The sequence below is a fragment of the Paenibacillus sp. SER-28 genome (genome assembly GCF_052906305.1).
On record NZ_JBRECM010000012.1, the window covers coordinates 43,446 to 69,289 of the forward strand.

The 25,844-nt window shown below is 46.7% G+C and carries 22 protein-coding genes and 1 riboswitch; of the genes, 4 read left to right on the plus strand and 18 right to left on the minus strand.

Translation table 11 applies throughout. The features are described from left to right. Nucleotides 1–88: 88 nt before the first annotated feature. From ACUYLD_RS21770 to ACUYLD_RS21810, 9 genes are all read right to left on the minus strand, one after another. Nucleotides 89–1,540, minus strand: a complete 1,452-nt coding sequence (locus ACUYLD_RS21770; protein WP_446675975.1) for an MFS transporter — start codon at nucleotides 1,538–1,540, stop codon at nucleotides 89–91. A gap of 182 nt (nucleotides 1,541–1,722) precedes the next feature. Further along, nucleotides 1,723–2,727, minus strand: coding sequence for a helix-turn-helix transcriptional regulator (locus ACUYLD_RS21775; RefSeq protein WP_235308443.1), 1,005 nt, complete (start codon nucleotides 2,725–2,727; stop codon nucleotides 1,723–1,725). Nucleotides 2,728–2,909: 182 nt separating this feature from the next. Then, entirely contained in the window at nucleotides 2,910–3,518 is a 609-nt protein-coding gene (locus tag ACUYLD_RS21780; RefSeq protein ID WP_446675976.1) for a GNAT family N-acetyltransferase, read from the minus strand. A gap of 51 nt (nucleotides 3,519–3,569) precedes the next feature. After that, nucleotides 3,570–4,310: a metallophosphoesterase family protein gene (locus ACUYLD_RS21785; RefSeq protein ID WP_025724028.1), complete on the minus strand. Its 741-nt coding sequence runs from the start codon at nucleotides 4,308–4,310 to the stop codon at nucleotides 3,570–3,572. Nucleotides 4,311–4,415: 105 nt separating this feature from the next. Beyond that, entirely contained in the window at nucleotides 4,416–5,360 is a 945-nt protein-coding gene (locus tag ACUYLD_RS21790) for a metallophosphoesterase (RefSeq protein WP_069290317.1), read from the minus strand. A 65-nt stretch (nucleotides 5,361–5,425) separates the two neighbouring features. Beyond that, nucleotides 5,426–6,235 (minus strand): aminoglycoside N(3)-acetyltransferase, encoded by an 810-nt coding sequence (locus ACUYLD_RS21795; RefSeq protein ID WP_061830127.1) that lies wholly within the window; start codon nucleotides 6,233–6,235, stop codon nucleotides 5,426–5,428. A gap of 170 nt (nucleotides 6,236–6,405) precedes the next feature. Next, on the minus strand, nucleotides 6,406–7,173 hold the full coding sequence (gene sdhB, locus ACUYLD_RS21800) for a succinate dehydrogenase iron-sulfur subunit (RefSeq protein WP_446675977.1): 768 nt from the start codon (nucleotides 7,171–7,173) through the stop codon (nucleotides 6,406–6,408). A 19-nt stretch (nucleotides 7,174–7,192) separates the two neighbouring features. Continuing rightward, nucleotides 7,193–8,938 carry a succinate dehydrogenase flavoprotein subunit gene (gene sdhA, locus ACUYLD_RS21805; RefSeq protein ID WP_061830109.1) on the minus strand — a complete coding sequence of 582 codons (1,746 nt, stop codon included), beginning with the start codon at nucleotides 8,936–8,938 and terminating at the stop codon, nucleotides 7,193–7,195. A gap of 93 nt (nucleotides 8,939–9,031) precedes the next feature. After that, nucleotides 9,032–9,706, minus strand: coding sequence for a succinate dehydrogenase cytochrome b558 subunit (locus ACUYLD_RS21810; RefSeq protein WP_061830110.1), 675 nt, complete (start codon nucleotides 9,704–9,706; stop codon nucleotides 9,032–9,034). Nucleotides 9,707–9,932: 226 nt separating this feature from the next. Here ACUYLD_RS21810 and ACUYLD_RS21815 point away from each other — a divergent pair, with 226 nt between their 5' ends. Continuing rightward, nucleotides 9,933–10,838, plus strand: a complete 906-nt coding sequence (locus ACUYLD_RS21815) for a LysR family transcriptional regulator (RefSeq protein ID WP_028541456.1) — start codon at nucleotides 9,933–9,935, stop codon at nucleotides 10,836–10,838. A gap of 5 nt (nucleotides 10,839–10,843) precedes the next feature. Here the strand turns inward: ACUYLD_RS21815 and ACUYLD_RS21820 are convergent, their stop codons facing one another. Both ACUYLD_RS21820 and ACUYLD_RS21825 read right to left on the minus strand, forming a co-directional pair. Beyond that, nucleotides 10,844–11,521, minus strand: a complete 678-nt coding sequence (locus ACUYLD_RS21820) for a potassium channel family protein (RefSeq protein ID WP_028541455.1) — start codon at nucleotides 11,519–11,521, stop codon at nucleotides 10,844–10,846. Between the two features lie 193 nt (nucleotides 11,522–11,714). Next, nucleotides 11,715–13,055, minus strand: coding sequence for a TrkH family potassium uptake protein (locus tag ACUYLD_RS21825; protein WP_254350164.1), 1,341 nt, complete (start codon nucleotides 13,053–13,055; stop codon nucleotides 11,715–11,717). A 407-nt stretch (nucleotides 13,056–13,462) separates the two neighbouring features. After that, nucleotides 13,463–13,615, minus strand: a riboswitch (cyclic di-AMP (ydaO/yuaA leader). Between the two features lie 261 nt (nucleotides 13,616–13,876). Between ACUYLD_RS21825 and ACUYLD_RS21830 the strand changes: the two genes are divergently transcribed. After that, entirely contained in the window at nucleotides 13,877–15,607 is a 1,731-nt protein-coding gene (locus ACUYLD_RS21830; RefSeq protein ID WP_061830112.1) for a CPBP family intramembrane glutamic endopeptidase, read from the plus strand. Here the strand turns inward: ACUYLD_RS21830 and uvrC are convergent. The 4 genes from uvrC to ACUYLD_RS21850 form a co-directional block, all read right to left on the minus strand. Further along, entirely contained in the window at nucleotides 15,576–17,660 is a 2,085-nt protein-coding gene (gene uvrC / locus ACUYLD_RS21835) for an excinuclease ABC subunit UvrC (RefSeq protein ID WP_446675978.1), read from the minus strand. The genes ACUYLD_RS21830 and uvrC overlap by 32 nt on opposite strands. Before the next feature lie 160 nt (nucleotides 17,661–17,820). Further along, on the minus strand, nucleotides 17,821–18,138 hold the full coding sequence (gene trxA, locus ACUYLD_RS21840) for a thioredoxin (protein ID WP_010347861.1): 318 nt from the start codon (nucleotides 18,136–18,138) through the stop codon (nucleotides 17,821–17,823). Nucleotides 18,139–18,263: 125 nt separating this feature from the next. Then, a complete protein-coding gene (dnaI, locus tag ACUYLD_RS21845; RefSeq protein ID WP_025724035.1) occupies nucleotides 18,264–19,211 on the minus strand; it encodes a primosomal protein DnaI in 948 nt (315 codons plus the stop codon). Nucleotides 19,212–19,264: 53 nt separating this feature from the next. Then, nucleotides 19,265–20,782 (minus strand): helicase DnaB, encoded by a 1,518-nt coding sequence (locus ACUYLD_RS21850; RefSeq protein WP_446675979.1) that lies wholly within the window; start codon nucleotides 20,780–20,782, stop codon nucleotides 19,265–19,267. Nucleotides 20,783–21,126: 344 nt separating this feature from the next. Between ACUYLD_RS21850 and hemQ the strand changes: the two genes are divergently transcribed. Next, the gene (hemQ, locus tag ACUYLD_RS21855) at nucleotides 21,127–21,906 is read left to right on the plus strand and encodes a hydrogen peroxide-dependent heme synthase (protein ID WP_023990152.1); all 780 of its coding nucleotides are present in this window, start codon (nucleotides 21,127–21,129) and stop codon (nucleotides 21,904–21,906) included. Between the two features lie 202 nt (nucleotides 21,907–22,108). Here the strand turns inward: hemQ and ACUYLD_RS21860 are convergent, their stop codons facing one another. Beyond that, nucleotides 22,109–23,299 (minus strand): NAD(P)/FAD-dependent oxidoreductase, encoded by a 1,191-nt coding sequence (locus tag ACUYLD_RS21860; RefSeq protein WP_061830117.1) that lies wholly within the window; start codon nucleotides 23,297–23,299, stop codon nucleotides 22,109–22,111. 238 nt (nucleotides 23,300–23,537) lie between these two features. On the opposite strand from ACUYLD_RS21860, the gene ACUYLD_RS21865 reads away from it, so the two are divergent. Next, complete coding sequence (locus tag ACUYLD_RS21865; RefSeq protein ID WP_023990157.1) at nucleotides 23,538–24,542, plus strand: NAD(P)/FAD-dependent oxidoreductase; 1,005 nt, start codon at nucleotides 23,538–23,540, stop codon at nucleotides 24,540–24,542. 160 nt (nucleotides 24,543–24,702) lie between these two features. Here ACUYLD_RS21865 and sda read toward each other — a convergent pair whose 3' ends face one another. Together sda and ACUYLD_RS21875 are read right to left on the minus strand one after the other, a co-directional pair. Continuing rightward, entirely contained in the window at nucleotides 24,703–24,846 is a 144-nt protein-coding gene (gene sda, locus ACUYLD_RS21870; protein ID WP_007431918.1) for a sporulation histidine kinase inhibitor Sda, read from the minus strand. A gap of 281 nt (nucleotides 24,847–25,127) precedes the next feature. Beyond that, nucleotides 25,128–25,784 carry a YheC/YheD family protein gene (locus ACUYLD_RS21875; protein WP_235308433.1) on the minus strand — a complete coding sequence of 219 codons (657 nt, stop codon included), beginning with the start codon at nucleotides 25,782–25,784 and terminating at the stop codon, nucleotides 25,128–25,130. Nucleotides 25,785–25,844 lie beyond the last annotated feature (60 nt).

The following is a 25,844-nucleotide window of genomic DNA, read 5'->3' on the forward strand; positions in this document are numbered from 1 at the left end:
CCGAAGCTTCGGGTCCCAGCAATATATATATAATTCAAAGGGGGTCATGTCTATGTTGTACCCACTCTATGTTAAAGTAACTTTGCATTTATGTTTCATTTTTGTAACAAACTGAAATACAAATGAGCCCAGCCAAGGCAAGAAGGCCACTCGCCGCCACAGAGATAGAGAATGCCCTGATATAATCTGACAATTTAGCTTCTGAAAGCGTGTGATGAAGCGAGGAAGAGAACAAGAACCCAATCAAAGCGACTCCCAACGAATTAGCCAAGTACATAAAGGTCGTGAACAAGCCTGAGCCCGTTCCTGCCTCTTCAGCCGATACAGCACCTAGGACGACATGAGCCAGTGGCGTTGTGGCCATCCCGAGACCCAAACCATATACACCTAGTATCATGATATTTTGAATATGAAATAGGTGGAACGCATCTAGATGTAACGATCCAATGAGCAGAAAGCTACAAATCCCCATGATTAGCATACCTGATTTCAGCACCTTGCTCCCCCACCTCTTAACCAGCCTGGACGACCATAATGAGGTAAGAAAAAAGCCAACACCTAGCGGTAAAAAGACCATACTTGTGGATCGAACACTGTATTTCAAACCGGATTGTACATAATAATTCAAAATAAAGAAGAACGAAAACATACTAAGATAGATGACAATTACCGTCAATATCCCTGCGCCGAATGAACTCTTTCTAAATATAGATAGACGAATAAAAGGCGAGCCTCCCTTCTTTTCTTTTCCCATTTGCGTAATTATAAAAGCAACCAAAACCAGAATGGACAACAGCAGACAACCCCATGTCCATGAAGCCCAGCCCTGCTTTTGTCCGGTTGTCAACGGATAGACAAACAACAATAAACCAAGAAGCAACAGAAAGGCCCCTGCCCAATCCATGTTTGGCACGGATCTGCCATAGGATTCCGAAATAATAGGACAAAAGAGTAACACTAACAGCCCAAAGGGAACATTAAAAAAGAAAATAATACGCCAGCCCAGGCCAAAAAGGTTCCAGTCTACCAAAAATCCACCCAGAATTAAACCAAGTGTAAACCCAACCCCAATGATAGCTCCATAAATCGCAAATACCAGCCCTTTCTCTCTGGGAAGAAAGCTGCTTTGCATGATAGATAGAACCTGAGGTTGAATCATGGCAGCTGATATCCCTTGAAGCACACGGATCATAATGACTAATGTAGGGTGCGATACGATCCCTCCTAACAAAGCCATTAATGTAAAACCCAACACCCCGATGCATAACATGCGTCTTCTACCATACATATCTCCTAGTTTGCCACCCAATATCAAGGCCACAGCCAATCCCAGAGAATAGCCCGTAAATATGAGCTGTGCCTCCGAAAAGCTGGCGTGCAGGTCCGCCTGCATCATCGGAAGGGCAACCTGCATCATATAGGTATTCAATGAAATCAACAAAGTGGGAAGTAAAATAAGAGCTAATGCGTACCAGCGACGCGAGTCTACCTGCTGTACTGCTTGAGGATTAGTCATGGATATGGCAAAACGATCTTTCATGGTAGTTCCTCCAACTCTATAATGGTTATCTTTGATCTTTTCATTTCTCATCTCAACTTGATAACCATTATCATCTATAAAGGAAGGAGGCTCTACCTACGGAGGTATTTTCTATCCCTATAGAAGGAGCACAAATGCAAAATCCTCCAAACATGATGGACATGCTTGAAGGATTGGTTTCATTAAGATTTATTCGAAAATGTATCTGGGTTACGTATTTTCTTGATATATTCGCTAGGATTACAACCATAATACTTTCGAAAGGTTGTCGTAAAATTGCTGGCGTTGCTGTACCCAATTGAAAAGGCAGTCTCTCCAATGTTTAATTGTTCAACTTCCAAGTACCAGAGTGCTTTTTCCATTCTTTGCTTACGCACCATTTCAAAAATAGTCATTCCGAATAAATGGGGGAATCCCTTCTTTAGCTTGAATTCATTAAGCCCAACCTTTCGGGCCAGCGCTTGAATAGACAGGGGATGTTCAAAATGAAGAATGACGAATTCACGAGCCTTTTGGAGCTTGGATATATCTTCACGACTTATAAAATGGCTTGTACCCCTTATTTCATGTCCATCCATCTCCCCAAATAATGCAATAAACTCCATTGCCTTGCTTTCCATGTATAACCGTTTCATCGTCCCATTGTAGTTGCAATGTATCATGTCAAAAACACACTTATGCATGGCTGGCGTATCCGCATAAGAGTCGATATTCCCCTTGTAACGCTGTAACCATGTTTCCATGCTATGCTTTTCTGCGATATCTCCGGCATAATGAAAAAGCTCTTGTGGAGAACATCGTATTTCCAGCATTTGATGGCGAACTCCTGCCTTCTTTTCCTCATAAACCAGTTCATCCTCTAAATATAAAACATTCCCGGTCAAACGATTGGTATGACTTTCTTTGCCGTTCCATTCACAGTATATTTCACCGTTTAAGCAATAGCTGAGTTCAAAGAGCGGACAAGCCTCCTGAATATGAAGCTTCATATTCTGTTCAAAGGTAAGATCCGTGACCACGATTTCCATACCTGGGCGAATCTGTGTGCGTGTCATGCTTCCCTTGCCCATATGCGGGGGAAGCGTGAGTTGTTGCTCCCATTTTTTATGATGAATACGACCATCCACAAGCTCCGTGAATTGGTCAAATAAATGATGAATGTCTGCACTCCATATATTCAAAGCCAATATCAGCCCTTCTTTCCTGTTCAGTCCTAACTATAGAATAACAAAAAAAGAGGACCCGAATCATCGGGTCCCAGCAACATTTATTATTCAAAAGGGGGTCATGCCTGTATTGTACCCGTCCTGTGTTAGAGTTGTTTTGCAGTTATATTTCATCTTTGTAACAAAATATTCCACTTCCATTTCTAGGCATAATCCCCTTGGGTCATCGAAAATACCAATACACTCGGCACCTCTCCTGAGGGATCATAAGCACCAATTGTACGCAGCAGGCGCATCTTATTCTTAATAAGTACGCGCATGGAAGCCTGATTATCCTCTTGGCAACGACTTTCGATCCGCTTGAGCTTCAAAGATCCGAAACCAAAATTCAGCATTTCTCCAACCACTTCTGTAGCCAGCCCCTGTCCCCAAAAAGGACGATCCAGAATATAGCCCAGTTGTGCCTCACCCGTTCTTTCATTCCATTGCTGAAAAGAGACGATACCGAGCAACGGTGAGGAGGTAAGCTCATTGGATTCACCAAGTAGATTGCTTTCTCCTGTATTTCTCTGATGCCATTCCACCGCAAAATGCAGGGAATCTAGTGAATCAGCAGATATTTTAATTTGCGCAACCAGACGCCGCATTCGTGTATTGACTGGTTTGCGAATTCGATTCACATATTGGATCACCAATGGATCGGATAGAATCCGTTCCAGCGCGGGATAATCCTCCGTTCTTAGCTGGCGCAATCGGACTCGGCGGGTGTAAAGCTCCGGTAGCCCAAGACGAAGCATTTCTCTGGTCAGCACAATGTTCCCCCCTGCGGATGGATTGGCTTTTAGAAATGAATGTTTCCATACTTAATCCAGGTCCTGAATCCCGCGGTAAATTCCTGTGCGCAGCTCTCGAATATAATACGGCAAAGAAGGCACAGCAGCTTCCTCCGCTTGTTTTACCGCCAGTTCTATATCATAAGGTACACGTACAAAATGAATGGAGAAGGACGTAGGCTGCTCCTCTCCCATCTCGCCCTCTAAAATGCAGTAGGAAGCCTGCGTAACATCCAACGGATTCCCGACACTGCCGACGTTAAAAAGGGTTTTTCCCTGAAAATGCTGGATAAAAGCATTGTGCACATCACCATATCCCACAACATCTGGAGCAAAAGCAACTTTTCCATTTTCTTCTGCTAACGGATCGAACATGGCAAGCCGTTTTTCCGGCTCATCCCACGGCTGCACACGGTGATATACACTTTGCGGCGAGGCATGCACCAGACGGATACGGCGTCCGCTCATTCTGAAATCATAATGAAACGGTAACTGTGCCAAATACTGCACTCGTTCTGCCCCCAAGCGCTCGGCTTGCCAGCTAAAATTGAGATCATCCGTAATACTAACCAGCTCATCCCAATTCCCCCGCACGACCACTTCACAACGTTGACGGACAGCATCCAGAACCTCGCACGGGCTAGGCCCTTTGCCGATCAGATCCCCCAAACAAAACACACGGCTAATGCCTCGGGAAGCAATATCCTCCAGCACCGCCTCACAGGCAGGCCAATTGCCATGAATATCTGAAATGACAGCAATACGATCCATCTGAACCTCACTCCTTTGTCCAAAACGACTACATCTCTACACTACATTCAAGCCATCTTTATGTAGTTCCAACATATATGATAAAGATGAAAAAAAGATCATGGCCTATTGGCCGGATTTTAGCGTAATGACACTAAGCTCTGGTCTGCACAGCACGCGAATCGGCAAATGTGTCATGCCAATGCCTCGGCTGACATACAGCGGCATTCTCTCTGTTCCCACATGAAATAACCCCTGGATGTACTTGCGTCCACCCGGAGGCGGCATTGGTGCTCCAATGACCGGCAAGCGTACCTGTCCTCCATGCGTATGCCCCGACAGTTGAAGATCAAAGGACATTTGCGCCGCTACATCTGCATAGTCCGGCTCATGCATCAGCAGCAGCTTGCACATCTCATCAGGTAGCCCGTGAATGGCACGCTGCGGATTGGGCTTGCCCATGATGTTATCCTCTAAACCGACCATGGCTACACGCTGTCCCGCAAGCTCTACAATCGCATGCTCGTTTCTCAGCAGTGTAAATCCGGTTTTAGGGTATAATTCCTGAACTCCGGCTGGTAAGCCTCTATAATCATGATTGCCCAGAATAGCAAATTTGCCAAGTGTGGCGTGCATCGAAGCCATAACTGGAACAGCAGCCTTCATGGATACTGCATAGTCATCTACAATATCGCCTGTAAAACAGAGCAAATCTGGCTTCAGACCTGCTATACGGTCCGCAAGCTCGCGCAGATCCTGCTCATCCATATGAAAACCCAAGTGCACATCACTGAAATGTACGACCCTGATTCCGTCAAAAGCAGACGGAAGACGAGGGAGAGTCAAGTTGAAGCGTGTAATTTCCAAATGATTAGGCTCCCATAAGGAAGCATATCCTCCAGCCAGAAGCGCGGTTCCGGCTGTGGCTAAAGCCGCCTTTTTCAAAAAATGACGGCGCGAAGGATTGGCTGGTTCATTTGAAATGGAACGCCGCGAAGAACCGGGAGGGATAGCGGCCCCCTGATGCGGGCCATCCTGACTCTCGCGGCGGGTGTGCGGCGTCTTCTCCATATGCGTTCCCCCTTGCGATCTATTCCTTGATCTCACTTTTTAGAAATTCTTACTGTCCAGAAGCTTTAGCGATGGGTGGACAACCACTGCTCCGCATAGTCTACCAAATCACGTTGCCTCGCGAAAAAACATGAAGCCTCTCCAATGTTCACTCGCGTAAAGGCTGAGGGACAGTCCCGTTCAAAATCAAGTCCCAGCTTCTCAAAGTCATCTGAGGTAATATTAAAATCCTGAAAAGATACCCACGCTTTTGCTCCATCCACCATCATAGGAGCTTGATGCGTGATCACTTCTCGTCCATTATAGGCTGTTCGATATTCCGCCAAATGCAAGGACGTGTTGCTGTCATGTCCGCAGCCCAACAGCAGCACATAGGCATCTGCCTCATACAGCTTTGCCAAGGGCGAATGCTCACCCAGCCCATAGTCGAGCTGATGATCTGTCAGTAATCCCAAAGCAGCAGGTCCACGTGCCGCCAGAGAAACATGCGGATGCCCGCTGCGCTTGGTTCCCGGCAGGCCACGGAACGTTTCTACAATGATGCCCATCCCCCCGGTCAGCGTCCAGGCCGGATTATAAGCGGGCATTTCCTCGCGTACCAGTTCCCACCATGACTCATCCAGAGGCGGGTTCATCCAGGTCGAAGGATCAGTCAAGTCATGAGACTGTGTCGGCATCACCAGCGTCCCTTCCGGGCCAACCGCTTCGGTTAGCGCGGCAAGAATGGCCGAGGCTCCGCCTGGAACAAAGCGCCCAAAGCTGCGCATCGACGAGTGAACAAGCAATGTCATGCCGCTCCGAACTCCCAGCTCCTTTAATCCCTTCATGACATCCGACCTAGTGACAGGTCGATTCGTTATCGGTTGCACAGTCACCTGTCCAGCCTCCTTTTCTCCAAAAACGATACACAATACCATAATTATACCATAACTGCTATCCGCGCTCCTTCCTCCATGTTACCCTCCATCTTTTCTGAGCGCAAAAAAACAGGCTTTCTCCAGTTTGAGAAAAAGCCTGTTTGGGCAAACCTATTCGCTGTCTAGTGCTATACAGTCAGCCAGCTCTTGAACATATGCTTGGTCGTTTCCTTATTCATTTCGGCAATAGAAGTTGTCAACGGAATGCCTTTCGGGCAAGAACGTACGCAGTTTTGCGAGTTCCCGCATCCTTCCAGCCCATCGTCCGTCATCAACGCCTCCAGCCGCTCTTCTTGATTCATTTCCCCTGTCGGATGGCTGTTAAACAGGCGAACCTGAGATATCGCCGCAGGTCCGATGAACGTCGTCTTCTCGTTGACGTTCGGGCAAGCTTCCAGACAGACACCGCAGGTCATGCACTTGGACAGCTCATACGCCCACTGACGCTTTTTCTCTGCCATTCTAGGACCAGGGCCCAGATCGTAGGTACCGTCAATCGGAATCCACGCTTTGACCTTCTTGAGCGCGTTAAACATCCGGCTACGGTCGATGACCAAATCCCGAACTACCGGAAACGTGCTCATCGGCGCGATCGTAATCGGCTGTTCCAGCTTATCGACGAGCGCTGCACAGGCCTGACGCGGCTTGCCGTTAATCACCATGGAGCATGCTCCGCATACTTCCTCCAGGCAATTCGACTCCCAGCATACCGGGGCCGTCTCTTTACCGTGGCTGTCCACCGGGTTACGCTGAATTTCCATCAGCGCGCTAATCACATTCATCCCCGGACGATAAGCCAATTCGAATTCTTCCGTATAGGGACTGGCTTTAGGATCAGCTTGACGGGTCACAACGAACTTCACTGTTTTATTCGACTTCACTGCTTGCTCCGACATCTAAATACACTCCCTTCCGTTATTTGTTCTTGGAATAATCCCGAATACGCGGCTTGATCAGCGAAACATCCACCGCTTCATACGAGATTTGTGGTCCTTCCGGTGTCCAATCCGCAATCGTTGTTTTCAGGAAATCCTCATCGTTGCGATCCGGGAAGTCTGGTTTGTAATGGGCCCCGCGGCTTTCGTTGCGCAGTAGCGCACCTTTGGTCATCGCTTCAGCCAGCTCCATCATATTCCACAGTTGCCGTGTAAACGCCGCACCCGCATTGTTCCAGCGCGAAGCGTCATTGATGTTAATGTTAGAGTAACGCTCCTTCAGCTCCTTGATCTTGTGGATCGTAGCTTCCAGCTTGTCATTATAACGAACCACAGTCATGTTGTTCGTCATCCACTCGCCCAGCTCTTTATGAAGAACATAAGCATTTTCTTTTCCGTCCATATGCAAAATACGCTCATATTTCTCCGTCTGCTGATGAACTGCCGCATCAAATACGGAGGTAGCTATATCCTGTGCAGATTTTTTCAAGCCCTTGATGTATTCCACAGCCTTAGGTCCAGCCACCATCCCGCCGTAAATGGCTGACAGCAACGAGTTCGCACCCAAACGGTTCGCACCGTGATATTGGAATTCACACTCACCAGCCGCGAACAAGCCCGGTATATTCGTCATCTGATTGTAATCGACCCACATACCGCCCATTGAATAATGAACAGCCGGGAATATTTTCATCGGGATTTTGCGCGGATCGTCACCGACGAATTTTTCATAAATTTCAATAATGCCGCCCAGCTTTACATCCAGTTCTTTCGGGTCCTTGTGGGACAGATCGAGGTAGACCATGTTCTCGCCATTAATACCCAGTCCATCATCAACGCATACACTGAATATTTCACGTGTCGCAATATCGCGAGGGACCAGATTTCCGTAAGCCGGATACTTTTCTTCGAGGAAATACCATGGCTTGCCGTCCTTATACGTCCAAATACGACCGCCCTCTCCCCGTGCCGACTCGGACATCAGACGCAGCTTGTCATCACCTGGTATAGCCGTCGGATGAATCTGGATAAACTCACCGTTCGCATAGCGTACGCCTTGCTGATACACCGCACCGGCAGCTGTGCCCGTATTAATGACGGAATTCGTGGTTTTACCGAAAATAATCCCGGGGCCACCAGACGCCAAAATAACTGCATCCGCCGCAAAAGTCTTCACTTCCATCGTACGCAAATCCTGCCCGCAAATCCCTCGACAGATGCCTTCATCATCCAGTACAGCCTGTAAAAACTCCCAGTTCTCGTACTTGGTCACCAAACCCGCAGATTCCCAGCGCCGTACCTGCTCATCGAGAGCGTACAGAAGCTGCTGTCCTGTCGTCGCACCGGCAAAAGCGGTCCGATGATGCTGGGTACCGCCGAAGCGGCGGAAGTCCAGCAGTCCTTCCGGTGTCCGGTTAAACATGACGCCCATGCGGTCCATGAGATGAATGATCCCCGGAGCCGCTTCGCACATCGCTTTTACCGGAGGCTGGTTGGCCAGAAAGTCCCCGCCATAGACTGAATCATCAAAGTGAATCCAGGGTGAGTCTCCCTCACCCTTGGTATTTACCGCACCGTTGATGCCGCCTTGAGCACAAACGGAGTGGGACCTTTTGACCGGAACCAAAGAAAATAAATGAACGTGAACTCCCGCCTCTGCCGCCTTGATCGTAGCCATTAGACCTGCCAGACCGCCGCCCACGACAATAATGTTGGATGCTGCCATTTCTGCTCACTCCTTTTTTTTAGGATTTTAACCAAATCCCCTTTTACGTTTGAAAATAGAATCTCAACACGATATATAATTGATATGAGTCGTTTATAGTAGCTGTTTAAAAGCGCCGCATTGCACCAAGGCAGTTGCCGTTTCCTGAAATTCCGCGCTGCGGAATGCAAGCAGGGAAGCGATGAAGCCGATAGACACCACCACGAACAGGGTCATACAGATATAAGAAGATACTTTTTGCGCACGTGGTCCCACGGTAATCCCCCAACTAACCATAAATGCCCACAGTCCGTTAGCAAAGTGAAAGGATGCCGAAACGACACTGATTAAATACAAAATGAAATAAACCGGGTTCGTCACGATGCCATGCATGACTCCGCCTAGCTCCTCATGGGTTACATTACCCAGAGCCACCTGAAAGCGCGTGTCGTATACGTGCCAGATAATAAATACAAACGTAATGACGCCGGAAATACGCTGGAACAGAAAGCGCCAGTTACGTGAATAGCCGAATCTTTTGACATTCGGGTCAGCCTGATAAGCAATATACAAGCCATAAATTCCGTGGAACAGTAATGGCAAGTAGATGAATAACGTTTCTAGCACAATAACCAGTGGCAAACCATTCAGGAAGGCCACGCTGCGATTAAATCCTTCCTTGCCGCCCTCCACCGCTGTGAAGTTCGTCACCAAATGCTCAACAAAAAATAGAGCCAGCGGAATGACGCCAAGAAGCGAATGCAGCTTTCTGGAATAAAATCCTCTCATCTAGGTCATGCTCCCTTCTCCCAATAATAGCGTTTTCAATAGTAATATAACATATAAATTGACAGTTTCCGACAGGAAATGTCCAACAAGGTGTCCCTTATAAGGAAAAACAAAAGTGTGAACATCTTGTGTCGCTTTCATGTTACTCCTTTTCGGCTTATAATGGAATTGCAATATACGTATTAATTATTATGTCTTTTTTGCATATAGAGAGGAAGTGGATGATTTGTTTGAGGATTTGAACGCTTTTGCCGTCATTGTCGAGCAGTCCAGCCTGAATAAAGCCTCCAAACTGCTGAATCTGTCCCAACCTGCCCTGTCTCGCAAAATTGCGAAGCTGGAGGAAGAGCTGGGTGTGAATCTCTTTGATCGTCGGGGCAAACGGCTCGAAATTACGTCCACTGGCCGATTTGTTTATACATTCGCGCTAGAGCAACGGCAACGACAGCTTCGCTTCTTACAAAAGCTGTCCCAGCACAAAAATGAAGCCCAGAGTATGCTTACACTCGGGGCTAGTCTCACGACACTCCAAACGACGCTGCCTACCCTCGTCGAAGCTTTCATGAGCAAGCATCCTCAAACCGAGCTAAAGCTGCTCACCGGTAAAACCCATGAAATCGTCGCCTTTGTACGTGACAAAAAAGCAGACGCCGGTATTGTCGGGTCTGCCATTCATGAAGCCGGACTGCGTTGCATTCCGCTATTTGATGATCATTTGGAGCTCGTTGTTCCCATTGGACATGAATTAACCGTCAAGACAGGAACGGCCTCGATGAAAGATCTGCAAGGATTGCCGATGATTATTTTCTCCAAAGGAACCTGGTACCGCAGTCTGACGGATGACTTATTCCAGCGCAGCGGCATCATGCCGGATATCCGCATGGAAATCGACTCCTTCGAGGCAATTGTACGCCTGCTTCCAACCTGTAAGGCTTCTGCCTTGCTACCCAAATCCTATTTGCGCAGCGAACTATTACGGGATAATGGACTCACTGCATTGTACTTGCCCGATTTGAAGGAGACACGCCGAACGACCTCCCTCATTTACTCGGAGACGACCGATCTCGGTCCGACAGCACGACGCTGGATTAGCGAGACACGGGCGTCGTTTGCAGGTTACCGTATGGTGTAGAGGGTTTAATCCTCTTCATTAACATTAACAACCTCATCCTCAAAGCGACCGATATTGTCATTCGAACCGATGATGACCATAATATCATCTGCTTTTAGCCGATCCATAGCCGTCGGTGCGATCAGGATACCGTTCGCCGTATGAAGCGCCACAACGCTACAACCAAAGCGGGTACGGGCATTTAGCTCTGCTAGCGTTTTGCCATTCAGACATGCAGGTACATTGAGTTCCACAATACTGTATTCCTTAGACAACTCCAAATAATCGAGCAAATTAGGCGTGACTAGCTGGTGAGCCACCCGGATACCCATATCCCGTTCTGGATAAATAATCCGGTCCACACCGAGCTTTTCTAACGCACGCCCGTGCAGCACAGATATGGCTTTGGCTACAACTTTTTTCACACCCAGCTCCTTCAGCAAAATGGCGGTGAGGATGCTTACCTGAATGTCATCACCAATAGCAACAATGCCACAATCGAAATTACGGATGCCCAGTGATCGCAACGAGTCTTCATCGGTAGCGTCCGCCACGACAGTATGTGTCAACATCTCACTCATACTGTCCACAACATCCTCATTCCGGTCAATGCCTAGCACTTCGCACCCCATATCCACCAATTGCAAAGCCAGGCTTGAGCCAAACCGCCCCAAGCCAATAACTACAAACTGCTGCGTTTTCATATCTACTCGAAAACTCCCTTATCTGAATCAATTTCATAAATGAGGATTTTGCACAAATCCCATAAGCGACTTCCAATGAAGAAGATATAGAACGAAATGGTTTAGTTCGTCTATATCTTGACTTCGAAGCGACTGGTATCGAATTTTGCAAAATCCTGAAATGATTAAACCAACGAAATGTATATGAAATGATTCATCCTATAATCATTTTGCCTTCCGGATGACGATACAATTCTTTACCCTTTTTCGGCCCCAGTGCATAAGCTAGCGTGAGTGGCCCCAGTCTACCTGCAAACATCGTCAGGGTAATCACCAGCTTGCCTATGACTGTCAAATCAGGTGTAAGCCCCATCGACAGCCCCACCGTACCAAACGCAGACACCGTCTCAAACAAGATCATCAGAAAATGATGATCTTCGGTTGCCGACAAAATCATGGTCACCCCGATCACGAACAGCAACCCCAGCAGTGTGATGGTCAAAGCCTTGTAAATTCGTCCCTGCGCAAGTCGGTACTTGAACAGTACAATATCTTCCCGCCCCCGCAGCATCGAAATCACTGCTCCAATGAGCAGGGCGAATGTTGTGGTCTTAATCCCGCCTCCAGTAGAGCCAGGGGAAGCCCCAATAAACATGAGTATGATGATAAAAAACTGCGTAGCCTGCCGCAAGCCTGCGATGTCCAGCGTATTGGCACCTGCGGTACGGGGAGTAACGGACTGGAATAAAGATCCCAGTAGCTTACCACCCCAATCAAGCGAGCCAAGAGTCTTTGGATTCGTAAACTCAAATACAAAAATCACGAGCGTGCCGACTACAATCATAGCGCCCGTCATGCTGAGTACCACCTTGGTATGCAAGGACAGTCTCTTGCGCTTGCGATATTCTGCCAGGTCTGACATCACTACAAAACCAATGCCGCCAGAAATAATTAGAAACATTGCGGTAAAATTAACAATCGGATCATATACATAACCTGTCAAGCTGCGAAATTCACCGAATAAATCAAAACCAGCATTGTTAAACATGGAGATGGCATGCCAGATTCCAAAATAAATCGCCCTGCCTACGGGCATATCAAAGGACCAGCGAACCGAGAATATCGTAGCGCATACGCCTTCAATAACCAGTGAGTACAGTAATACCTTACGGATTAACCCGACAATTCCCTCTACAGAAGTCTGATTCATCGCTTCCTGCAAAATGAGACGCTCCCGCAAGGAAATCCGACGCTTGAACACCAGCGCGATTAAGGTAGCCATGGTCATAAAGCCCAGGCCGCCGATCTGAATGAGCGCGGCGATAACAACTTGACCAAAGGTTGTAAAAAAGGTCCCTGTATCCTTAACGACAAGCCCTGTAACACAGGTCGCAGAGGCGGCAGTAAACAAAGCGTCTATAAACGCAAGTGACTTTCCTGTTGTATTGGAGATCGGCAGCATTAACAATAAACTACCTATTAGAATGATAATGGCAAAGCCCGCAACGAATATCTGCGGTGGAGAAAGCCGGAGCCAGCTTGCATTGGGATTCATCTATTCATCACTTCTCTCCTAATCCTTAAAACTATAAATCAGTGATTTAATACGGTGTAAGCTCGCTACGCGTTCCATTTGATCTTTCGATCGTCGTTGCCCCTGAATTTTTTGATTTTTCCAAACCTTAGTTAACTGTAATTAGCATTCCCTGAATACAGGAAGAATGCATGTCAAGCACTACTCGGCTCCTGTGCTATTGGCGGGCAGTAGCGAAGGGGGCAGAATTGTTCTGAAGAAGCGAAGCGTTTGCCTTTATCTCCGGATTTTAACCATTAAAGGGGGTATACAATCAAAAAATCCGGGGATAACAGCAATCGGAAGAGCAATCTGCACCCGCAGCGGTCTAACCAATCCAAACACTTTTATACGCACAAAAAAAGACACCGGAAAACCGAGTGCCTGACTTGGTTCCTGCTCATAGCCTACGAGGTTAGCTGACGGATTCGGGCAGCACAGTATGCCCTATTTACACTTCCGATCCAGCAGGATCGGTTGTAAAATTCACCCCAGTAACATGGTTCCCCCGTTTTCCCATAGAAATTCGGCTCAACTGTATATCATTACCTATGTATTTCATAGGCATTGCCTCAAGATTATAATCCTTCTATATCCAGATCACAAAACCGATTTCGCCGAAAAAACGTGAAATTGGCTTTATTTTGCGAATGGGCATCGTTTAATCGCAGCTTATCTAATTTTATTGGAACTTTAAAGTGCTTTCACTCTATTTTCATGAATATCGCTTGTCTGTTGGCGGGAACCTGTGCAGTATGATATCTTTAATGGATGTTCTTATTTACAGATTAAGGAGGAAACTCATGAATCCTATCGGGAAACCGGTCGTGCTCACGGCCAACTTCAAAAAATTAGGCTTGCTGGGCGGGATTGGCCTGATTTGCTTTTTTATCTTTCAATTGCTTATTCCCTCGCTTAGCAATCCGAGTCCAGAATCAGTAATGAACGCAAAGGTCATCAGCAAACAAGAAGCGGTCATACACGCATTGGACTTCGCCCGCTCCGAGCTGGGCTATACTGAATCACAGCCTGAGGAGCCTGTCGTGACCTATCAGGCCGAAACAGATTTGTACGGTTATTTATCTAGAGAAAAACTACTTCAACAGTACGACCGTACATGGAAAAAAAGTTACCCTTACGAAACCTTTCGGGTCGATCTGCCTGAATCCTCAGCGAAGAGTAAACTGCAAATTCATGTGGATTTATCCACTGGCAAGGTCGTTAGCTTTAAACGGATCACCTCCAGCACCAATTACACACAGGCTGATATTTCTACGGATGAACAAGCACGTAACAGGCTTGTACGTGTGGCTGAGGACGGCATGACGCTCGAAGCCAAGGAGCAGGCGGCCGCAGTATGGGTCAAGCGCTTTGGCTTTAAGCCGTCGGATTTGAAGCTTGCGACCACTGAACAAGAAGGCGGATTAAAGTATACCGTAGACGATAAAAAAATCGGCGCCTCGGTACTTACACTGGCTTTTACTTTTGAAGACGGTGATGTTCGCTCCTTCACCCAAAGCTTTTCGGCCCCGTCGTCCTATACCGATTATATCGAAAAGCAAACATTTTGGGCGAATTTGATGACCTATGCGGGTTATGCCCTATTTAGCTTTGTACTGGGTGTACTTGCTATTGTGTATGCGTCACTCACCCGACGACATACTTCATTTGTACGCGGCATTGTTCTATCCGTTGTATACTTTATTGCTAGTATAGCTGGGACCATGAACATGCTGCCTTTATTGCAAGCAGAAGCAGGCGGTAAGGGCATGCTTATATTTCTTATGGTTTTCCAGATTGGTGTTACCTTTTTCATGGCTGTAGCGCTCTACTTCTCCTTGGTCGGCGGTGATGGGCTTATGCGTCAGGTTGGACTGAATGCATGGCCGCGTGCAAAAGAGCCGGGCTACGGGTTGTATGTGCTTCGCAGTATGTATGTTGGCTACTTGTGGGCCTTTATTTTACTCGGGGTACAATCCATCTTATTCTTTATACTGGAGCGCACATTTAATACATTCTCCACCACAGATGCCACACAATCCCCTTACAATATGGCTTATCCATGGCTACTGCCGATTATGGCGTGGATGGCAGGTATTGGAGAAGAGACTGTCTACCGTCTGTTTGGTATTCCGATGGTCAAAAAAATAGTGAAAAACACTTTTGTTGCTTGTCTGATCACCACGCTGATTTGGGCACTGGGGCATACACTTTATCCGATCTATCCGGTGATTTCCAGACCTATTGAGCTGACTTTTCTTGGTTTGCTGTTCAGTTTTGTGTTTCTGCGTTACGGCTTTATTGCCGCCATGTTCAGCCACGTTATTTTTGACAGCATTCTAATGGGACTTAGTGTGATGAGTCTGGGAGACACTGTGAATGTGAGCGCTGGTCTATTCTGGATCTTACTTCCAGCCATCGTGGGTTACATCATTTATTGGTTTAGTCCTAAAAAGCCAAATCGAATTATGTTTGAACCTATAAAAAAAGAGGAGCCGTATTCTACGACTCCTCCTCCCGAAGGGCAGCTATAATCTGACGCGCAAGCTTATCCCCAATAGAGAGAGGCCGGAAGTCTTCGACACTGGCCTCTCTTATTTTTTTGAGCGATCCAAAATGCTTAAGCAGTAACTTACGCCGTTTCTCGCCGATGCCTGGAATAGAATCCAGCCGGGAAGTTACCATAGATTTGCCGCGTTGCTCGCGGTGGAACGTGATGGCAAAACGGTGAACCTCGTCCTGAATCCGTTGCAGCAGATAAAATTCTTCGCTATTGCGTGCAAGTGTCACGGCCTCAGAGGACTCTCCCACTAATAGTTGGGAAGTTCTATGTTTGGCATCCTTCACCAGACCACACACAGGAATGAACAAACCCAGCTCATTTTGCAATACATCGGTCGCCGCCTTAATTTGTCCACGTCCACCATCGACAACGATCAAGTCGGGACGTTCCAAATTTTCCTTAAGCACACGTTCATATCTACGTCGGATTACCTCACGCATTGTTTCATAATCATCGGGTCCCTGCACAGAACGGATTTTATATTTTCGATACTCCTTCTTGGCAGGCTTGCCATCAATAAACACGATCATGGCTGAGACTGGATCGGAACCCTGGATGTTGGAGTTATCAAACGCCTCCACCCGGTGCAAGCTATCCAGTCCAATGGCACGTCCGAGATTGCTTGCAGCTTTGGATGTCCGTTCCTCATCCCGCTCGATCAGCTTAAACTTCTCATCCAAAGCAACACGTGCATTTTCCGTCGCCATGCCTGTCATTTGCTTTTTCAGTCCACGCTGCGGTACAAGTACCTTTACATCCAACCATTCAGCCAGAGCGAGAGCCGCCGTACTCGGGTCCTCCAGTCCACCGGATAGTTGGGTTTCTGTTTCCTTTACTCCGGTATCTTGGTCACCAACTTGGTCTTGATTTGTTGCTCCTGCATAAGTTGCCCGTTCTTCAGCCACCAGCAATGAGTCAGCAGAAGGCTCTGTCTCCGTTTGTATCGCTTTCTCATCTGTCTGTCCGGTAGCATCGGTTGTAGCTGCACTGTGGAGTACAGTTTCTGCCGCAACCGGTTGATCGACATTGACCTGTTCGGCCTGCATCAGCTTAGGAGAATCTGGAAGCAATATTTCTTGCGGCACTGCCGGGTTGTCACTATAATATTGCGTCACATAGGACATAAAATCACTGTAAGCCTCACCGTAGAAAGGAAAAGTCGACATATGGCGCTCGATCATTTTACCTTTGCGGACATATAGGATTTGTACACACATCCAGCCCTTATCTACTGAAAAACCAAATACATCTCGATCCTTCGCATCCGATGTGGTGATTTTCTGCTTTTCCATCATCGCGTCGATGCTGATAATCTGATCTCGCAGCTCCTTGGCCCGCTCAAAATACAATTCCTCTGCGGCCTCCTGCATTTTACGCTGAAGATCCTTTTTAATTTCCTCATGTCCCCCGCTCAAAAAGGAACCAATCTCCTGACCAATCTGGTCATACGTTTCCTTCTCGACCTCTTTCACACAAGGCCCCAAACATTGATGCATGTGATAATACAGACACACTTCCTTGGGCATTACACCACACTTGCGTAACGGATACATACGATCCAGCAGCTTCTTCGTCTGATGTGCCGCGTAGGAATTGGGGTACGGTCCAAAATATTTTGCTTTATCTTTCAGAACGCGACGGGTCACCTCCAGCTTGGGGTGTGCCTCGTTCGTAATTTTCAAATACGGAAAGGTTTTATCATCCTTCAATAGCACGTTATAACGCGGCTGGTACTTTTTAATGAGGTTGCACTCCAAGATGAGCGCCTCCATATTACTGCCTGTAACGATATATTCAAAATCACGGATATCGGAAACCAGTCGCTGCGTCTTGCCGTTATGGCTACCTGTAAAATAGGAACGGACCCGGTTTTTCAACACTTTGGCCTTGCCGACATAAATAATGGTGCCTTCGCTATTCTTCATCAGGTAACAGCCTGATGCATCCGGCAGTAACGCTAATTTGTGCCGTATGTTCTCCAGCGCCTTTTCCTGATTCTGCAAGTCCTCCGCATAAGGTTTCATTCGCCCGGTTCCTCCTTCCATTCTTAATGATTACTCAACTAACTATTTATAATATATAGGAATAATACACAAAAACGCCCCCGGTATTTACAACCGGAGGCATTGACCTTTCATGGCCGCTCCACCAAGCCCCCGCGGGAGCATGGGTCACATGCGATGATTATTGGTGTTTAGTAAGCATGCTTTTCAGCGCTTCTTTAGAGTTCAGACCTACCACTTTATCAACAGGCTGTCCGTCTTTGAAGACGATCAGGGTAGGAATACTCATCACGCCAAAACGGGAAGCAGACTCTGGATTTTCATCCACGTTCACCTTCGCGATTTTGACGCTGTCGCCAACTTCTGTGGACAGATCCTCCAGAATAGGAGCGATCATTTTGCAAGGACCGCACCATGGCGCCCAAAAATCAACCAAAACGGTTCCTGTGCCTTCGACTTCTGCGTTGAAGGATTGATCGGACACGTTAACAATTGCCATTGTATGTTCCTCCTTTATAGAAAAGTCAAGATTATTATAACCTGTAATGTCTGTTTCGACACCTTTTAATTATATCACAATAGTCTTTTAATTGTAAGATATCAAAATAGCAGACGGAAAAACGCTTACCCCCGCTGATTTTTTCCCTTTACGGTAATGACATCTACAAAAGGACGAATCCGGTCCATCAAGCGTTGTCCTTTGTACATTTCCTCTCCGTCCTTGCTCGTAAAGCTGAGATGCTTCTCCAGCCCTTGCAATGAGTAATTGGAAGTATAAAAGGTCGGTTTGCGATTCATTCGGTAATTCAGTATGGAGCCCATCACATGGTCCCGTACCCACGGGCTTAAATTTTCGGCACCAATATCGTCAAATACGAGCAGATCACAATTTTTGAGCATTTCGGTCGTTTCCTTCAGCTTCTGCCCGTCCTGAATCATGGACTTTAAGTCCTCCACAAAATCAGGCATATACACGATCACACCGTTCAGACCCGACAGGGCCAGCTCGTGCAATAGATAGCCCATCAAAAAAGTTTTACCCGTACCAAATGTACCTTCCAGATACAGTCCTTTTTTGGATAGACCCTGACTTTTCGTCTCTTCAATGTAACGGAATAGCTGTGTGACGGCAGGCATACGTTGTGAATCTTTGCGCGCAATTTCAAGAGCGTTATATCCCTCCAGAAGGGCGCGTTCATCCACATAAAAGCTTTTAATTCGCTGACGAACCCGTTGTTCATGTTGGGAAGCAACCAACTTCGCACATGGGGTCCGAATGTCCACGATTTCGGCTGTTCCATTCGGATATTCCACGCCCAGCTTGCAAAAGTGGCCCTGAAAATCGTTAGGACATCGTTCCAGCCCCGGACAATTGTCGCAATTTCGACGATCCCGGGCATACTGAAAGAGCATGCTCATGTTGAGTCGCAATTGTGTTTCGTCCACATCAGGATGAGCAGCACAAAACTCCTGCACGAGCGGATCATTTAGAACTTGATCGGCTACATTGCGAGTGCGCTGGCGAAACGAAGGGTTCTGCATCTGCTGTAGCAAATCGCCCAGTGATTCCAAGAACGCTCCTCCTTTCTTAAAATGTGCAGAGTTATAGACACCTTAAAATCTATCTACACCTTTTTCTGTTTTCCAGATTGCATTCGTTCGGCCAGACGCAGCAGTTCATCCAATTCTTCCTCAGATACAGACTCCTCGGAAGGATGATCCTGAACGATTGGAATGGATGGCTTGGCTGGCCCGTTATTTTTGGCATATGCACGGGATCGACCGCCAGAAGGAGAAGCAGAGGACTGTTTTCCTTTTACCTTGGCTTGATCCCTTATATATTGAACGGCTTTTTCGTAAGTGTTTACCTGCTTAAGCAGCATGTTGGAAGCAACGGCCTCGACAAAGTTGCGGTTAATCCGCTGATCGCTCCCCGATACGAGCAGTGACATTAAATAATGGATCAGCACGTTGATGACTTCACCGGGCAGCTTATAGCTGATATCAATTTTCTCGAATATATCCAGCAGGTTACCGGGAACCGTGCCAGGGAAAAAGGTTTGCAGCAACCGGCGATAAGGCTCGTTGCGCAACATCATATTATACTGGTGAATGTCACATTTGGCTGTGAATTGTGGTGGAACCTCCACATAAAATTCCATTTCCACAGCCTGTTCTGCAGGCGGCTCTTCAGATGTGGAAGTTTCCCTCTGGCGCAAGGCGACCACTTTGGCGGCCTGTACCTGCTGTTCCTCCTGACGCTTCCGATCCTGTCTGGAGTGCTGACTAGCCCGAAGCTGAAGCTCGTCAAGCAACAAATCGCCTGCTTCGGTAAAAATACCATCCTCATCCAGCAAGCGACTGATATCCTGTACAGAAAGGTCAAATTTGCGAACAACGTAATTGACCATGCCTAACTGCTCGTGCTCAAACCGAAGACGTTCCACGTGCTTACGATTGGCAGATTCACGCGGAAAACGGAGAATAATATCTGCATAATTCAATGCTTCCTCCGATTCTGACGCTAGTGCTCCAGTCTGACGACTAGTGGACACCTCGGACAGCGCCTGCTCCAGTTCATAATCTATAACATGGGTATTCAGTTCAAATAACTCGTAGAAAGGAATCGAAATATTCTCTTTATTATAGGAAGAATGCGACCATTCGCTAGATTCCCTGCTCCACAACGATTCTCTCAGAGAAAGCACTGCAAACTTACCGATTTTGTCTCTCAACAAAAGGGTGAGATGCTGTGTTCTGAAAAATTCAGCAGGTGCAAGCGGTGGCTGCATCTCATATTCGTACATATAGTCGTCCGTTTCGGGTGCATACAGCCTGGACGTCTGTAACAGACCGACGGCCTCCAGCTTGGAAGTCTGTTCAATCAAATACTTGCGTCCCTTCTCACTCGGCTCCAGTCCCAGTGTCAGAAAAAGGCGACGCTGCTGTTCCAACGGCGAATAACCGATTTGTCCAACTGGCACATGCTGGAACAACAGTCGATACAGACTGACCGCAAATGCGCCTACCATCGGCTGATAGACGCTTCCCAGCATCAATTCATCCAGTGCGCTCAAGCCAAATTCCCGATAAACGCAATAGCGGTGGTTCTCAGTATAGTGCAGCAGGTTTTTCATCCGCATTCCAACATTCTTCCTTTCCTGACATAACGGTCTCCAAGATGTTTTTCTATTCTATCATACTTGCCTTCTCGTGGGACCAACAAAATAAGGGCAATTGTTCTCCTTTTTGGCAGCCATATTCGTCTGAGTTCTACTTTTTTCGAGAATACTAACTATTTTATGACTTTGTGACCTGCATCATGGTAAAAATAAAATTCTTCACACTTCTTTCATTGGTGAAAAGCTTTACTTTGAGCTACAATATAATGGTAAGCATCACGTATTTGGATACAGGAAGATATAAGGAAGTACACATATTTCGGCTAAGCCGATTATCATTTACAGATCGTAAAGGAGTGTAGATCGTGAGTCAACATCAACCACAACAAACCCCAGCAACACCCAACGAAGTAGCCTCCACACTGGAAGGCTGGTATGCGCTTCACGATTTCCGGTCCATCAACTGGACAGCATGGAAGACCGCAGACGATGAAGAGCGCGCCGGAGCACTGGACGAGCTTCAAGAGTTTATGAAGGAATGGAACGTTACAGAGGAAGCGGGTCTGGGCAGCTCAGCTGTCTATACTGTAGTCGGACAAAAGGCTGATTTTGTCATGATGCACCTGCGCGAAACGCTGGAAGACCTCAATAAACTGGAAAATGACTTTAACAAAACAACCTTCGCCAAATATACAACCAAAACCTATTCTTATGTGAGTGTGGTGGAACTAAGTAATTATTTGAGCAAAGATGAAGATCCAATGCAAAATCCACAAATCGTCGCACGCTTGAAGCCCGTATTAAACAAGGCGCGTTATATTTGCTTCTATCCAATGAACAAAAAACGTGACCTGGACGACAACTGGTATATGCTTTCGATGGACGAGCGTCGCACCTTGATGCGCAGCCACGGTTTAATTGGACGCAGCTATGCTGGCAAAGTAAAGCAAATTATTTCCGGTTCCGTCGGCTTTGACGATTGGGAATGGGGCGTAACACTGTTCTCCGATGACGCACTTCAGTTCAAGAAGCTAATCTACGAAATGCGTTTTGATGAAGTCAGTGCCCGTTACGGTGAATTCGGCTCCTTCTATGTCGGCAGCGTGTTGAATGAAGAGACATTTGAAGACATGTTGAAGCTGTAAGACGCAGACATCAACTCTTACTGAATAAAACCGAGGATTTCGTGAACTCCCACTTTCGGGACGACGGAATCCTTTTTTTAAGACCTAAAACTATAATAGAAAACAAGAACAATGAAAAAAAAGGCCTCCGAGCTCCTGTATAAGAGCTGTGGAAACCTTTTTCTGCTCGTATTGTTTTTGCATGTTGACTACTCGTCTGAGGTTAGAAAAACCGCCCTTTTTTCAGTACCAGTGGAATTCCGCCAATGATGAACAGATAGCGGAGATCCACAATTTTTTTCAATTGTGCGGCCACCCAACCTTTTATTTTGCGTTTGCCCACCACGGCGACGGCTTCACCTTTTCCAAGCGAAGCAACCGTCCCTTTGTTGGAAAATACGAACTTGTGCAGCTCCTTTTTGCGAAGAGTAGCGGCCAGATTCTTGGCACAGAGCACCCCTTGCTGCATCGCAATTTGGGCAGTCGGTGGGTAGGGGCGCCCTTCGGGATTAAACATCAGGGAGCTGTCCCCGATAATAAAAATATCATCGTGGCCTGGTGCACGTAGAAAATCGTCAATTTTCACCCTTCCGCGCATCACTTCGAATCCGGCTTTCTCAATTAATCCGTTCCCACGGATTCCTCCCGTCCAGACCACCGTGCAGGCTTCGATTTTCTCCCCCTCACCAACGATTACACCATCCTGCAGGCATTCTTTAATCGGAATTCCAATGCGGAAGGTAACTCCTTTACGCTTAAGGACATCCATCGCATACTCCACCAGTTCAGGATCAAATCCTGGTAACGCTGTAGGAGCAGCTTCAACGTTAATGATTTGAATCCGGTTAAAATCGATGTCGTAAGCTTTTGCCAGCTGCGGCAAACGATCCGCCAACTCCGCTACAAACTCAATGCCGCTGAAACCAGCGCCCCCAACGACAAAATTGAGGCGACCTGGCTTACCGTCATTTTTATACAAGGCCAGCTGGTATTCAATATGCTCACGAATCAGGCGAACGGAGTTAATACTGCGAATCGTCAGCGCGAACTTATCCATCCCCTGAATACCGAATGTTTCGGGCTCCCCGCCTAGTCCGATGACCAAATAATCGTAGGACAGCGAGCCATCCTCCAGCACGATTTTTTTCTCCTTTGGTATGATTTCCTTAACCGTTCCTTTGACTAAATCCACCTTGAACTCATCGATTAGCTGCGCAATCGGAATCCTTGAATGTTCAATCGTATCTGTACCTGCCGCAGGCATATGAAGATGTGTCGTAATATAGTGGTAATCATGACGGTTGATCAGCGTGACATCCGCCTCATTGTGCTTGAGCTCCTTTTGCAATTGCTGTGCCGTCAATATACCGCCATATCCGGCGCCCACAATGACAATTTTGGGAATACTGCTCATGCTTCTACCCCTTCCGATATACATAATCATTAATTGTTCACAGCTGTTCTCTCAAAACGGTTAATTGATACTCACAGAAAAGTCTTCATCAAATATTAATCGCTTTAACTTTGCAAGCGGAACCCAGCAGTTTATAATGATAAACAGTGAATCATGCGTTCGGCGGCTATCTGAACCTCTATGCGGCTGATTCAATATCTACAAATCCCATACTATCCCTTTCGGAGGTGTTTTTAGAGTGACAGCTCAATCCACAGGTGCGGAGATCCGCGATCTGATTATTATCGGAGGCGGTCCAGCCGGTATTTTCGCCGCTTTTTACGGAGGAATGCGTCAGGCATCCGTCACCTTAATTGAAAGTATGCCCCAACTGGGCGGCCAGCTTGCAGCCCTTTATCCTGAAAAATATATTTATGACGTTGCTGGCTTTCCTAAAGTGACTGCACAAGAACTGGTTAACAATTTGGTTCAACAAATGAACCACTTTAATCCAGAGGTGCAGCTAGAAGAGAAAGTCGTATCGTTAGAGAAAAAGGAAGAACGCCACTTCATTGTAAAAACAGACAAAGGTGGCGAGTATCATGGTAAAGCGGTTATTATTACCGCTGGTGTTGGTGCTTTCGAGCCGCGCAGACTGGAGCTTCCAGGTGCCGAGCGTTTTGAAAAAACGAACCTGCATTACTTTGTCAGCGACCTGAGCAAATTTGCAGGCCGAAAAGTGCTTATCAGTGGTGGTGGTGACTCTGCTGTAGACTGGGCACTTATGCTAGAACCGATTGCAGAACAGGTTACATTGATTCACCGCCGTGACAAATTCCGTGCGCATGAACACAGTGTCGAAAACCTCCTCGCTTCCAAAGTAAACGTTATTACACCAACGGAAATTACAGAATTGCATGGAGAAGACACGATTACAAAAGTCACTCTTGCTCATGTAAAAACCAAAGAAACACAGGAAATTGAAGTGGACGATGTGATCGTTAACTTTGGATTTGTATCCACACTTGGCCCGATTGCTGAATGGGGAATTGAAATCGAAAGTAACTCTATCGTGGTCGATTCTCGCCAGGAAACAAATATTCCGGGCATTTTCGCCGCAGGGGACATTACGACCTATCCAGGCAAGCTCAAGCTGATTGCGGTCGGCTTTGGTGAAGCTCCTACGGCAGTCAACAACGCCAAGGTCTATGTAGATCCAGATGCCAAGTTGTCTCCCGGCCACAGCAGTAACATGAAATTGTAGTCTAGTTTAGACTATGACAAAAAAGGGTATTTTACTCCAAATTTGAATCTTTGGAGTGAAATACCCTTTTTTACGGTGTGCCTATTCGTTGCAGTGATTGTCTGTAAAGTCATTCGAACCCTGAATGACTTTACAGTCGCAGTACGAGAGCTTGTCCGGTCTAATGAAGGACTACGGCTGTATTCATCTCTAGATTTCTTTTGTGAATCTCAGCCAGCAACAGTGCAATGAAGTCACATTCAAGTTTAAGCTCGATTGCCATCTGATAGGAATCCAAAAGCATTTCATCCGTCAGCATAGCCATCCTCGACACAACCTTTCCTTTTATTTCAAAATCTATTCTATCAAAATACCAAAATCGGAACAAGCGTTCTGTTATCCACAGTCAATTGTGGAAATCCTGTGTATAAATTGTTGGTAAGTGTCGTTAACCCATATATGTGACAGGGGATAATGTGGACAATATTTATACACAGAATTTTGACGCTCGAACACAAAAAAAATATTTTTATTATTTATACAAATATATTATATTTAGCGTCTTGTTAATAGATTAAATTGGAATTTTATTGAAGAAAACAGAAATTATTGAGGTCTTGTATTAACCTCTAAAATCCATACGCGTCCATTCTGATCAAGCCCGTAATCAAATCCCAGTTGTCCGATCCCGGGAAATCTCCTTTCCAGTACAGGAATACAGCGTTGTGTAAGTTCAATGATCTCTCGCCGCTTTTGAATAGCAAGCCGCCGGGGATATATCATCCGAAGTGCCTCTGTTCCCTTCAGCAAAGTGCCCCCCTTGCACAGATTCGTAATGACCAGCCCAGGCCGAGCATGACGTGCAACCACCGCACGAAAATCCCACCTCTGCCCTTCCTTCACAACTTTGACTCGATAGTCGACAGGTCTACCTTGAATACTTGCCAGTTGGATGCCTTGTTGAATGAGATATGGACGTTGGATTCGGAGCTTATGGATTCCGATTACAAGCGCTCTAAAATGACTGAACCGGTGCGTGTGCTCCATACGCGTACAGGTGTATCCCCTACGCTCCTTTGCCACACGCATGACTCCGACTCCTCCGCCTCCTTTCACAGGTTTTATAAATACAAAAGCATGCCGCCGCAGCATCATGCGCAATTGTTCTTCACTATATAGACAGGTTTCCGGTATATAAACGGCGGTATGTGGATGGTGGAGCAGCGCCTTCGTCTTTAGCCATTTGCTTGCAAGTTGTCTCATCTAACCCTCTCCTTTCGCCGTCAGTTATACTTATACATACTCAACAGGAATGTTCTATTC

What these genes read in the sequence shown, in the direction of transcription:
- sdhB (WP_446675977.1), bottom strand. Translation starts at nt 7,173, where the DNA reads ATGTCGGAGCAAGCAGTGAAGTCGAATAAAACAGTGAAGTTCGTTGTG.
- uvrC (WP_446675978.1), bottom strand. Translation starts at nt 17,660, where the DNA reads ATGAAACCTTATGCGGAGGACTTGCAGAATCAGGAAAAGGCGCTGGAG.
- ACUYLD_RS21830 (WP_061830112.1), top strand. Translation starts at nt 13,877, where the DNA reads ATGAATCCTATCGGGAAACCGGTCGTGCTCACGGCCAACTTCAAAAAA.
- ACUYLD_RS21850 (WP_446675979.1), bottom strand. Translation starts at nt 20,782, where the DNA reads ATGCGGATGAAAAACCTGCTGCACTATACTGAGAACCACCGCTATTGC.
- ACUYLD_RS21785 (WP_025724028.1), bottom strand. Translation starts at nt 4,310, where the DNA reads ATGGATCGTATTGCTGTCATTTCAGATATTCATGGCAATTGGCCTGCC.
- ACUYLD_RS21825 (WP_254350164.1), bottom strand. Translation starts at nt 13,055, where the DNA reads ATGAATCCCAATGCAAGCTGGCTCCGGCTTTCTCCACCGCAGATATTC.
- ACUYLD_RS21820 (WP_028541455.1), bottom strand. Translation starts at nt 11,521, where the DNA reads ATGAAAACGCAGCAGTTTGTAGTTATTGGCTTGGGGCGGTTTGGCTCA.
- ACUYLD_RS21860 (WP_061830117.1), bottom strand. Translation starts at nt 23,299, where the DNA reads ATGAGCAGTATTCCCAAAATTGTCATTGTGGGCGCCGGATATGGCGGT.
- ACUYLD_RS21790 (WP_069290317.1), bottom strand. Translation starts at nt 5,360, where the DNA reads ATGGAGAAGACGCCGCACACCCGCCGCGAGAGTCAGGATGGCCCGCAT.
- sdhA (WP_061830109.1), bottom strand. Translation starts at nt 8,938, where the DNA reads ATGGCAGCATCCAACATTATTGTCGTGGGCGGCGGTCTGGCAGGTCTA.
- sda (WP_007431918.1), bottom strand. Translation starts at nt 24,846, where the DNA reads ATGGCTATGCTGACGGATGAAATGCTTTTGGATTCCTATCAGATGGCA.
- trxA (WP_010347861.1), bottom strand. Translation starts at nt 18,138, where the DNA reads ATGGCAATTGTTAACGTGTCCGATCAATCCTTCAACGCAGAAGTCGAA.
- ACUYLD_RS21770 (WP_446675975.1), bottom strand. Translation starts at nt 1,540, where the DNA reads ATGAAAGATCGTTTTGCCATATCCATGACTAATCCTCAAGCAGTACAG.
- ACUYLD_RS21875 (WP_235308433.1), bottom strand. Translation starts at nt 25,784, where the DNA reads ATGAGACAACTTGCAAGCAAATGGCTAAAGACGAAGGCGCTGCTCCAC.
- ACUYLD_RS21810 (WP_061830110.1), bottom strand. Translation starts at nt 9,706, where the DNA reads ATGAGAGGATTTTATTCCAGAAAGCTGCATTCGCTTCTTGGCGTCATT.